This is a genomic window from Serratia sp. FGI94, from assembly GCF_000330865.1.
GTDB lineage: Bacteria > Pseudomonadota > Gammaproteobacteria > Enterobacterales > Enterobacteriaceae > Serratia_B > Serratia_B rubidaea.
In genome coordinates this window covers 4489659-4499206 of sequence record NC_020064.1, presented here as the reverse complement: position 1 = coordinate 4499206, position 9548 = coordinate 4489659, and the positions used below count along the sequence as shown (strand labels likewise).

Below are 9548 nucleotides of genomic sequence, written 5' to 3'. Positions count from 1 at the left end.
GGATAGCAATGGAATTAGTATTGAAAGACGCGCAAAGCGCGCTGACTGTTTCCGAAACTACCTTCGGTCGTGATTTCAACGAAGCGCTGGTACACCAGGTTGTTGTTGCTTATGCAGCAGGTGCCCGTCAAGGTACTCGTGCTCAGAAGACCCGTGCTGAAGTGACCGGTTCCGGTAAGAAACCGTGGCGCCAGAAAGGTACTGGCCGTGCGCGTTCAGGTTCTGTTAAGAGCCCGATCTGGCGTTCCGGTGGTGTGACCTTCGCTGCGAAGCCACAAGACCACAGTCAGAAAGTTAACAAAAAGATGTACCGCGGCGCGCTGAAAAGCATCCTGTCCGAACTGGTACGTCAAGATCGTCTGATCGTTGTCGAAAAGTTCTCTGTTGAAGCGCCTAAAACTAAGCTGCTGGCACAGAAACTGAAAGATATGGCCCTGGAAGACGTGCTGATTGTAACCGGCGAAGTCGATGAGAATCTGTTCCTGGCTGCCCGCAACCTGTACAAGGTTGACGTGCGCGATGTAGCAGGTATCGATCCAGTTAGCCTGATCGCCTTCGACAAAGTGGTTATGACTGCTGATGCTGTGAAGCAAGTTGAGGAGATGCTGGCATGATCCGTGAAGAACGTTTGCTGAAAGTGCTGCGTGCACCGCACGTATCTGAGAAAGCATCTGCAGCGATGGAAAAATCAAACACCATCGTACTCAAAGTTGCCAAAGACGCGACCAAAGCAGAAATCAAAGCTGCAGTGCAGAAACTGTTTGAAGTCGAAGTCAAAGACGTGAGCACCCTGGTTGTTAAAGGGAAAGTGAAGCGTCACGGTCAGCGTATCGGTCGTCGTAGCGACTGGAAAAAAGCTTACGTCACCCTGAAAGAAGGCCAGAATCTGGACTTCATCAGCGGCGCAGAGTAAGTCGGAGGAGTAAGAACAATGGCAATTGTTAAATGTAAACCTACATCTCCGGGTCGTCGCCACGTTGTTAAAGTGGTTAACCCTGAGCTGCACAAGGGTAAACCTTATGCCCCGCTGCTGGAAAAACTGAGCAAAAGCGGTGGTCGTAACAACAATGGCCGTATCACCACCCGTCATATCGGTGGTGGCCACAAACAACACTATCGTCTGGTTGACTTCAAACGCAACAAAGACGGCGTGTCTGCAGTGGTTGAGCGTCTGGAGTACGATCCGAACCGTTCCGCGAACATCGCGCTGGTTCTGTACAAAGACGGCGAACGCCGTTACATCCTGGCGCCGAAAGGCCTGAAAGCTGGTGACCAGATCCAATCTGGTGTTGATGCTGCGATCAAAGTGGGCAACGCCCTGCCAATGCGCAACATCCCAGTGGGTTCAACGGTTCACAACGTAGAAATGAAACCAGGTAAAGGCGGCCAGATGGCGCGTTCTGCCGGTGCCTACGTTCAGATCGTTGCTCGTGATGGTTCCTACGTAACTCTGCGTCTGCGCTCTGGCGAAATGCGTAAAGTTCCTGCAGATTGCCGCGCCACCCTGGGTGAAGTCGGTAACTCAGAACACATGCTGCGCGTCCTGGGTAAAGCAGGTGCTGCACGTTGGCGTGGTGTTCGTCCTACCGTTCGCGGTACGGCGATGAACCCGGTAGATCACCCGCACGGTGGTGGTGAAGGTCGTAACTTTGGTAAGCACCCGGTTTCTCCGTGGGGCGTTCAGACCAAAGGTAAGAAGACCCGTAGCAACAAGCGTACTGATAAATTCATCGTACGTCGCCGTAGCAAAAAATAATTAGAGGATAAGCCATGCCACGTTCTCTCAAGAAAGGTCCTTTTATTGACCTGCACTTGCTGAAGAAGGTAGAGAAAGCGGTGGAAAGCGGTGACAAGAAGCCAGTGCGCACTTGGTCCCGTCGTTCAACGATCTTTCCTAACATGATCGGTTTGACCATCGCTGTCCATAATGGTCGTCAGCACGTACCAGTATTCGTTTCCGATGAAATGGTCGGTCACAAACTGGGTGAATTCGCGCCGACTCGTACTTATCGCGGCCATGCGGCTGATAAAAAAGCTAAAAAGCGCTAAGGTAGGAGGAAGAGATGGAAACTATCGCTAAACATCGCCACGCTCGTTCTTCTGCTCAGAAGGTTCGCCTTGTTGCTGACCTGATCCGCGGTAAGAAAGTGTCGCAAGCTCTGGAAACTTTGACCTACACCAACAAGAAAGCTGCTGGTCTGGTTAAAAAAGTACTGGAGTCTGCCATTGCTAACGCAGAACACAACGATGGCGCTGACATCGATGATCTGAAAGTTACGAAAATCTTCGTAGACGAAGGCCCAAGCATGAAGCGCATTATGCCGCGTGCGAAAGGTCGTGCAGATCGCATCCTGAAGCGCACCAGCCACATTACTGTGGTTGTGTCCGATCGCTGAGACTCTGGAGACTAGCAATGGGTCAGAAAGTACATCCTAATGGTATTCGCCTGGGTATTGTCAAACCTTGGAACTCTACCTGGTATGCGAATACCAAAGAATTCGCTGACAACCTGGACAGCGACTTTAAAGTTCGTCAATTCCTGACTAAGGAACTGGCTAAAGCGTCCGTATCTCGTATCGTTATCGAGCGTCCGGCTAAAAGCATTCGTGTAACCATTCACACTGCTCGCCCGGGTATCGTTATCGGTAAAAAAGGTGAAGACGTAGAAAAACTGCGCAAGGTCGTAGCGGACATCGCTGGCGTTCCTGCACAGATCAACATCGCCGAAGTCCGTAAACCGGAACTGGACGCTAAATTGGTTGCTGACAGCATCACTTCACAGCTGGAACGTCGCGTCATGTTCCGTCGTGCTATGAAGCGTGCTGTACAGAACGCAATGCGTCTGGGCGCTAAAGGCATCAAAGTTGAAGTAAGCGGCCGTCTTGGCGGTGCTGAAATCGCACGTACCGAATGGTACCGCGAAGGTCGTGTTCCATTGCACACTCTGCGTGCGGACATCGACTACAACACGTCTGAAGCGCACACCACTTATGGTGTAATCGGCGTTAAGGTATGGATCTTCAAAGGTGAGATCCTGGGTGGTATGGCTGCAGTTGAACAACCGGAACCGGCTGCTCAACCTAAAAAGCAGCAGCGTAAAGGCCGCAAGTAAGGAGAGTCGCTGATGTTACAACCAAAGCGTACAAAATTCCGTAAGGTGCACAAGGGCCGCAACCGTGGTCTGGCGCAAGGTACGGATGTTAGCTTCGGCACTTTCGGTCTGAAAGCTGTTGGCCGTGGCCGTCTGACTGCTCGTCAAATCGAAGCAGCACGTCGTGCAATGACTCGTGCAGTTAAGCGTCAAGGTAAAATCTGGATCCGTGTATTCCCGGACAAACCAATTACCGAGAAGCCGCTGGAAGTTCGTATGGGTAAAGGTAAGGGTAACGTGGAGTACTGGGTTGCTCTGATCCAGCCTGGTAAAGTCCTGTACGAAATGGACGGTGTGTCTGAAGAGCTGGCCCGTGAGGCATTCAAGCTGGCAGCAGCGAAACTGCCGATCAAAACCACCTTTGTAACCAAGACGGTGATGTAATGAAAGCACAAGAGCTGCGTGAAAAAAGCGTTGAAGAGCTGAACACTGAGCTGCTCAACCTGCTGCGTGAGCAATTCAACTTGCGCATGCAAGCGGCGAGTGGCCAGCTGCAACAAACTCACCTGTTGAAACAAGTGCGTCGTGATGTCGCACGCGTTAAGACTTTACTGACTGAGAAGGCGGGTGCGTAATGACCGATAAAATCCGTACTCTGCAGGGTCGTGTTGTTAGCGATAAAATGGAGAAATCCATCGTTGTTGCTATCGAACGTTTCGTGAAGCACCCGATCTACGGGAAATTCATCAAGCGTACGACTAAATTGCACGTACATGACGAGAACAACGAATGTGGCGCTGGCGACGTGGTGGAAATCCGCGAATGCCGTCCACTGTCTAAGACTAAGTCCTGGACGTTGGTTCGCGTTGTAGAGAAAGCGATTCTGTAATAGAGTAGCTGGCTCTCACTTGATAAACGGCTCAGAAAATGAGCCGTTTATTTTTTCTACCCATCCTAAGGAAGCGGTGTTATAATGCTGCGCCCTCAGTTATGGGGCTTTTCAACGACCTAAATTTCTTAGGTCTTTAAAGTAGTAGTTGACATTAGCGGAGCACTAAAATGATCCAAGAACAGACTATGCTGAACGTCGCCGATAACTCCGGTGCTCGTCGCGTAATGTGTATCAAGGTTCTAGGTGGCTCGCACCGTCGCTACGCAGGCGTCGGCGATATCATCAAGATTACCATCAAGGAAGCAATTCCACGTGGTAAGGTGAAGAAAGGCGATGTGCTGAAGGCGGTAGTGGTGCGCACCAAGAAGGGTGTACGTCGCCCGGACGGTTCTGTCATTCGCTTCGATGGAAATGCATGCGTTATTTTGAACAATAACAGCGAGCAACCTATCGGTACGCGTATTTTTGGGCCGGTAACTCGTGAACTGCGTAATGAGAAGTTCATGAAAATTATCTCTCTGGCACCAGAAGTACTCTAAGGAGCGAACCATGGCAGCGAAAATCCGTCGTGATGACGAAGTTATCGTGCTTACCGGGAAAGACAAAGGTAAACGCGGTAAAGTAAAAAATGTCCTGTCTGCTGGTAAGGTCATTGTTGAAGGTATCAACCTGGTTAAGAAACACCAGAAGCCGGTTCCGGCTCTGAACCAACCAGGCGGCATCGTTGAAAAAGAAGCTGCAATTCAGGTTTCTAACGTTGCTATCTTCAACGCGGCAACCGGCAAGGCTGACCGTGTAGGCTTTAGATTCGAAGACGGCAAAAAAGTCCGTTTCTTCAAGTCTAACAGCGAAACTATCAAGTAATTTGGAGTAATACGATGGCGAAACTGCATGATTACTACAAAGACGAGGTAGTTAAACAACTGATGTCTCAGTTTAACTACAATTCTGTCATGCAAGTCCCTCGGGTCGAGAAGATCACCCTGAACATGGGTGTTGGTGAAGCGATCGCTGACAAGAAACTGCTGGACAACGCAGCAGCTGACCTGGCAGCAATCTCCGGCCAAAAGCCGTTGATCACCAAAGCTCGCAAATCTGTTGCAGGCTTCAAAATCCGTCAGGGCTATCCAATCGGCTGCAAAGTAACTCTGCGTGGCGAACGCATGTGGGAGTTCTTTGAGCGTCTGATTTCCATTGCTGTACCACGTATCCGTGACTTCCGTGGCCTGTCCGCCAAGTCATTCGATGGCCGTGGTAACTACAGCATGGGTGTGCGTGAGCAAATCATCTTCCCAGAGATCGACTACGATAAAGTCGATCGCGTACGTGGTCTGGATATTACCATCACCACTACTGCGAACTCTGATGATGAAGGCCGCGCGCTGCTGGCTGCTTTTAACTTCCCGTTCCGCAAGTAAGGCAGGGTTAACTTATGGCTAAGCAATCAATGAAAGCACGCGAAGTAAAGCGCGTGAAATTAGCTGACAAGTTCTTTGCTAAACGCGCTGAACTGAAAGCTATCATCTCTGATGTGAACGCGTCCGATGAAGATCGTTGGAACGCTGTTCTCAAGCTGCAAACTCTGCCGCGTGATTCCAGCCCGTCTCGTCAGCGTAACCGCTGCCGCCAAACTGGCCGTCCACATGGTTATGTGGGCAAATTCGGGTTGAGCCGTATTAAGCTGCGTGAAGCCGCCATGCGCGGTGAAGTACCAGGCTTGAAAAAGGCTAGCTGGTAATTGTCACCAATTGAATCACGGGAGTAAAGACAGATGAGCATGCAAGATCCGATCGCGGATATGCTGACCCGTATCCGTAACGGTCAAGCCGCGAACAAAGTTGCGGTCACCATGCCTTCCTCCAAGCTGAAAGTGGCAATTGCCAACGTGCTGAAGGAAGAAGGTTTTATTGAAGATTTCAAAATCGAAGGCGACGCCAAGCCTGTTCTGGAACTGGTACTGAAGTACTTCCAGGGCAAAGCTGTGGTAGAGAGCATTCAGCGTATCAGCCGTCCAGGTCTGCGCATCTATAAGAAAAAAGATGAGCTGCCAAAAGTTATGGCCGGTTTGGGTATCGCTGTCGTTTCTACCTCTAAAGGTGTTATGACCGATCGTGCAGCTCGCCAGGCTGGTCTGGGTGGCGAGATTATCTGCTACGTAGCTTAATTCGGGAGGAAAGAATGTCTCGTGTTGCAAAAGCACCCGTCGTCATTCCTGCCGGCGTAGAGGTAAAACTCAACGGTCAGGTTATTTCGATTAAGGGTAAAAACGGCGAGCTGACTCGTACAGTCCACGATGCCGTTATCGTTAAGCAAGAAGAAAACGCACTGACTTTCGCTCCGCGCGAAGGTTTCGCGAACGCTTGGGCCCAGGCGGGCACCACGCGCGCTCTGCTGAACGCAATGGTTATCGGTGTTACCGAAGGCTTCTCCAAGAAGCTTCAACTGGTAGGTGTTGGTTATCGCGCAGCGGTCAAAGGCAATGTGATTAACCTGTCATTAGGTTTCTCACACCCGGTTGACCATCAGCTGCCAGCAGGTGTTACTGCTGAATGCCCAAGCCAAACTGAAATCGTGCTGAAAGGCGCTGATAAGCAGGTTATTGGCCAGGTTGCTGCAGAGCTGCGTGCCTACCGTCGTCCTGAGCCTTACAAAGGCAAGGGTGTCCGTTACGCCGACGAAGTCGTGCGTACCAAAGAGGCTAAGAAGAAGTAAGGTAACACTATGGATAAGAAATCTGCTCGTATCCGTCGTGCGACCCGCGCACGCCGCAAGCTCAAAGAACTGGGTGCAACTCGCCTGGTGGTACATCGTACCCCGCGTCACATTTACGCACAGGTAATTGCTGCAAATGGTTCTGAAGTTCTGGTAGCCGCTTCTACTGTAGAAAAAGCTATCACTGAGCAACTGAAGTATTCCGGTAACAAAGACGCAGCAGCAGCAGTAGGTAAAGCTATCGCTGAGCGCGCGTTGGAAAAAGGCATCAAAGATGTTTCCTTTGACCGTTCCGGTTTCCAATATCATGGTCGAGTCCAGGCACTGGCAGATGCTGCCCGTGAAGCTGGCCTTCAGTTCTAAGGAAGAGGTTTAAGATGGCTCACATCGAAAAACAAGCTGGCGAACTGCAGGAAAAGCTGATCGCGGTAAACCGCGTATCTAAAACCGTAAAAGGTGGCCGTATTTTCAGCTTTACCGCACTGACTGTCGTTGGTGATGGTAACGGTCGCGTTGGTTTTGGCTACGGCAAAGCACGCGAAGTTCCGGCAGCGATCCAGAAAGCGATGGAAAAAGCCCGTCGCAACATGATGAATGTCGCGCTGAACAGCGGCACCCTGCAGCACCCTGTTAAAGGTGTTCACACGGGTTCTCGTGTGTTCATGCAGCCGGCTTCAGAAGGTACCGGTATCATCGCCGGTGGTGCAATGCGCGCCGTTCTGGAAGTCGCAGGGGTACACAACGTATTGGCTAAAGCTTATGGTTCCACCAACCCGATCAACGTGGTTCGTGCAACTATCGATGCTCTGGCAAATATGAAGTCTCCTGAAATGGTCGCTGCCAAGCGTGGTAAATCCGTTGCAGACATTCTGGGGTAATTGACCATGGCTAAGACTATTAAAGTTACACAAACTCGCAGTTCCATTGGCCGTCTGCCGAAGCATAAAGCTACGCTGCTGGGCCTGGGTCTACGTCGCATTGGTCACACCGTTGAGCGCGAGGATACTCCTGCTGTACGCGGTATGATCAACCTGGTTTCCTACATGGTTAAAGTTGAGGAGTAACAGATGCGTTTAAATACTCTGTCTCCGGCTGAAGGTGCCAAGCATGCGCCGAAGCGTGTAGGTCGTGGTATTGGTTCTGGCCTGGGTAAAACCGGCGGCCGTGGTCACAAAGGTCAGAAGTCTCGTTCTGGCGGTGGCGTACGTCGTGGTTTCGAAGGTGGTCAGATGCCTCTGTACCGTCGTTTGCCGAAATTCGGCTTCACTTCACGCAAAGCGATGATCACGGCAGAAGTACGTCTGTCTGAACTGGCTCTGATTGAAGGCGATGTTATCGACCTGAACACGCTGAAAGCCGCTAACGTTGTTGGTACCCAGATCGAATTCGTGAAAGTTATGCTTTCTGGCGAAATCGCTCGTCCGGTTACCCTGCGTGGTCTGCGTGTCACCAAAGGCGCTCGTGCTGCTATCGAAGCTGCTGGCGGTAAAATTGAGGAATAAGTGAGCTGATGGCTAAGCAACCAGGATTAGATTTTCAAAGTGCTAAAGGTGGGCTCGGCGAGCTGAAGCGCAGACTTTTGTTTGTTATCGGCGCGCTGATTGTCTTCCGTATCGGCTCTTTCATTCCGATTCCTGGTATCGATGCCACTGTGCTTGCCAAATTGCTCGAACAGCAGAGAGGCACTATCATTGAAATGTTTAACATGTTCTCTGGTGGTGCCCTCAGCCGTGCTTCTATCTTTGCGCTGGGGATCATGCCGTATATTTCGGCCTCGATCATTATCCAGCTGTTGACGGTGGTTCATCCGGCGTTGGCGGAAATAAAGAAAGAAGGGGAGGCTGGCCGTCGCAAGATTAGCCAGTATACCCGCTACGGCACGCTGGTATTGGCCATATTCCAGTCGATCGGTATTGCTACCGGTCTGCCGAATATGCCTGGTATGCAAGGCCTGGTGATTAATCCAGGCTTTGCGTTCTACTTTACTGCGGTTGTGAGCCTGGTGACCGGGACAATGTTCCTGATGTGGCTGGGTGAGCAGATTACTGAACGCGGTATCGGCAACGGTATCTCGATCATTATCTTCGCGGGTATTGTAGCGGGCTTACCGCCGGCAATTGGTCATACTATCGAGCAAGCCCGGCAAGGCGACCTGCACTTCCTCCTGTTGCTGCTGGTAGCAGTATTGGTGTTTGCAGTGACCTTCTTTGTCGTCTTCATGGAGCGTGGTCAACGTCGTATCGTCGTTAACTATGCGAAGCGTCAACAAGGTCGTCGCGTTTATGCAGCACAGAGTACGCACTTACCGTTGAAAGTGAACATGGCGGGCGTTATCCCGGCGATCTTCGCTTCCAGCATTATCCTGTTCCCGGCCACGATCGCATCTTGGTTTGGGGGAGGTACCGGTTGGAACTGGCTGACAACAATTTCGATGTATTTGCAGCCTGGACAGCCGCTTTATGTGTTACTCTATGCGTCTGCAATCATCTTCTTCTGTTTCTTCTACACGGCGTTGGTTTTCAACCCGCGTGAAACAGCAGATAACCTGAAGAAGTCCGGTGCCTTCGTACCAGGAATTCGTCCGGGAGAACAAACGGCGAAGTACATCGATAAAGTAATGACGCGTTTAACCCTGGTGGGCGCGATGTACATTACTTTCATCTGCCTGATCCCGGAGTTCATGCGTGATGCAATGAAAGTACCATTCTACTTTGGTGGTACCTCGCTACTGATCGTGGTTGTCGTCATCATGGACTTTATGGCTCAAGTGCAAACTCTGATGATGTCAAGTCAGTACGAGTCTGCATTGAAGAAAGCAAACCTGAAAGGCTATAACCGCTAGTCGGGTTTTGT

The 9548-nt window shown here is 50.9% G+C and carries 20 protein-coding genes; all 20 read left to right on the top strand.

Going from position 1 to position 9548, the window contains the following annotated elements; all coding sequences use genetic code 11:
* Positions 1–8 precede the first annotated feature (8 nt).
* The 20 genes from rplD (at position 9) to secY (ending at position 9537) form a co-directional block, all read left to right on the top strand.
* On the top strand, positions 9–614 hold the full coding sequence (rplD, locus tag D781_RS20560; protein WP_004956192.1) for a 50S ribosomal protein L4: 606 nt from the start codon (positions 9–11) through the stop codon (positions 612–614).
* Positions 611–913: a 50S ribosomal protein L23 gene (gene rplW, locus D781_RS20555; protein WP_015962148.1), complete on the top strand. Its 303-nt coding sequence runs from the start codon at positions 611–613 to the stop codon at positions 911–913. The genes rplD and rplW overlap by 4 nt, the downstream gene beginning before the upstream one ends.
* A gap of 18 nt (positions 914–931) precedes the next feature.
* Entirely contained in the window at positions 932–1756 is an 825-nt protein-coding gene (gene rplB, locus D781_RS20550) for a 50S ribosomal protein L2 (protein WP_015962147.1), read from the top strand.
* A gap of 14 nt (positions 1757–1770) precedes the next feature.
* Entirely contained in the window at positions 1771–2049 is a 279-nt protein-coding gene (rpsS, locus tag D781_RS20545) for a 30S ribosomal protein S19 (protein WP_015962146.1), read from the top strand.
* Between the two features lie 14 nt (positions 2050–2063).
* Positions 2064–2396: a 50S ribosomal protein L22 gene (gene rplV, locus D781_RS20540; protein WP_002223844.1), complete on the top strand. Its 333-nt coding sequence runs from the start codon at positions 2064–2066 to the stop codon at positions 2394–2396.
* A 17-nt stretch (positions 2397–2413) separates the two neighbouring features.
* On the top strand, positions 2414–3112 hold the full coding sequence (rpsC, locus tag D781_RS20535) for a 30S ribosomal protein S3 (RefSeq protein WP_004956187.1): 699 nt from the start codon (positions 2414–2416) through the stop codon (positions 3110–3112).
* A 12-nt stretch (positions 3113–3124) separates the two neighbouring features.
* A complete protein-coding gene (rplP, locus tag D781_RS20530) occupies positions 3125–3535 on the top strand; it encodes a 50S ribosomal protein L16 (RefSeq protein ID WP_015962145.1) in 411 nt (136 codons plus the stop codon).
* The gene (gene rpmC / locus D781_RS20525; protein WP_015962144.1) at positions 3535–3726 is read left to right on the top strand and encodes a 50S ribosomal protein L29; all 192 of its coding nucleotides are present in this window, start codon (positions 3535–3537) and stop codon (positions 3724–3726) included. The genes rplP and rpmC overlap by 1 nt, the downstream gene beginning before the upstream one ends.
* On the top strand, positions 3726–3980 hold the full coding sequence (gene rpsQ / locus D781_RS20520) for a 30S ribosomal protein S17 (RefSeq protein ID WP_015962143.1): 255 nt from the start codon (positions 3726–3728) through the stop codon (positions 3978–3980). Before rpmC ends, rpsQ begins: the two co-directional genes overlap by 1 nt.
* A 170-nt stretch (positions 3981–4150) precedes the next feature.
* Complete coding sequence (rplN, locus tag D781_RS20515; protein WP_000613954.1) at positions 4151–4522, top strand: 50S ribosomal protein L14; 372 nt, start codon at positions 4151–4153, stop codon at positions 4520–4522.
* 10 nt (positions 4523–4532) lie between these two features.
* Positions 4533–4847 carry a 50S ribosomal protein L24 gene (rplX, locus tag D781_RS20510; protein WP_015962142.1) on the top strand — a complete coding sequence of 105 codons (315 nt, stop codon included), beginning with the start codon at positions 4533–4535 and terminating at the stop codon, positions 4845–4847.
* A 14-nt stretch (positions 4848–4861) separates the two neighbouring features.
* Positions 4862–5401: a 50S ribosomal protein L5 gene (gene rplE / locus D781_RS20505; protein ID WP_004956175.1), complete on the top strand. Its 540-nt coding sequence runs from the start codon at positions 4862–4864 to the stop codon at positions 5399–5401.
* 14 nt (positions 5402–5415) lie between these two features.
* On the top strand, positions 5416–5721 hold the full coding sequence (gene rpsN, locus D781_RS20500; RefSeq protein WP_004956173.1) for a 30S ribosomal protein S14: 306 nt from the start codon (positions 5416–5418) through the stop codon (positions 5719–5721).
* Between the two features lie 33 nt (positions 5722–5754).
* The gene (gene rpsH, locus D781_RS20495; protein ID WP_004929753.1) at positions 5755–6147 is read left to right on the top strand and encodes a 30S ribosomal protein S8; all 393 of its coding nucleotides are present in this window, start codon (positions 5755–5757) and stop codon (positions 6145–6147) included.
* Between the two features lie 14 nt (positions 6148–6161).
* Positions 6162–6695 (top strand): 50S ribosomal protein L6, encoded by a 534-nt coding sequence (rplF, locus tag D781_RS20490; RefSeq protein ID WP_015962141.1) that lies wholly within the window; start codon positions 6162–6164, stop codon positions 6693–6695.
* 9 nt (positions 6696–6704) lie between these two features.
* Complete coding sequence (gene rplR, locus D781_RS20485; protein WP_015962140.1) at positions 6705–7058, top strand: 50S ribosomal protein L18; 354 nt, start codon at positions 6705–6707, stop codon at positions 7056–7058.
* A gap of 14 nt (positions 7059–7072) precedes the next feature.
* Positions 7073–7573, top strand: a complete 501-nt coding sequence (gene rpsE, locus D781_RS20480) for a 30S ribosomal protein S5 (protein ID WP_015962139.1) — start codon at positions 7073–7075, stop codon at positions 7571–7573.
* Positions 7574–7579: 6 nt separating this feature from the next.
* Positions 7580–7759, top strand: a complete 180-nt coding sequence (gene rpmD / locus D781_RS23105; RefSeq protein ID WP_013573701.1) for a 50S ribosomal protein L30 — start codon at positions 7580–7582, stop codon at positions 7757–7759.
* 3 nt (positions 7760–7762) lie between these two features.
* Complete coding sequence (gene rplO / locus D781_RS20475; RefSeq protein WP_015962138.1) at positions 7763–8197, top strand: 50S ribosomal protein L15; 435 nt, start codon at positions 7763–7765, stop codon at positions 8195–8197.
* Between the two features lie 8 nt (positions 8198–8205).
* On the top strand, positions 8206–9537 hold the full coding sequence (gene secY / locus D781_RS20470; protein ID WP_015962137.1) for a preprotein translocase subunit SecY: 1332 nt from the start codon (positions 8206–8208) through the stop codon (positions 9535–9537).
* Positions 9538–9548 lie beyond the last annotated feature (11 nt).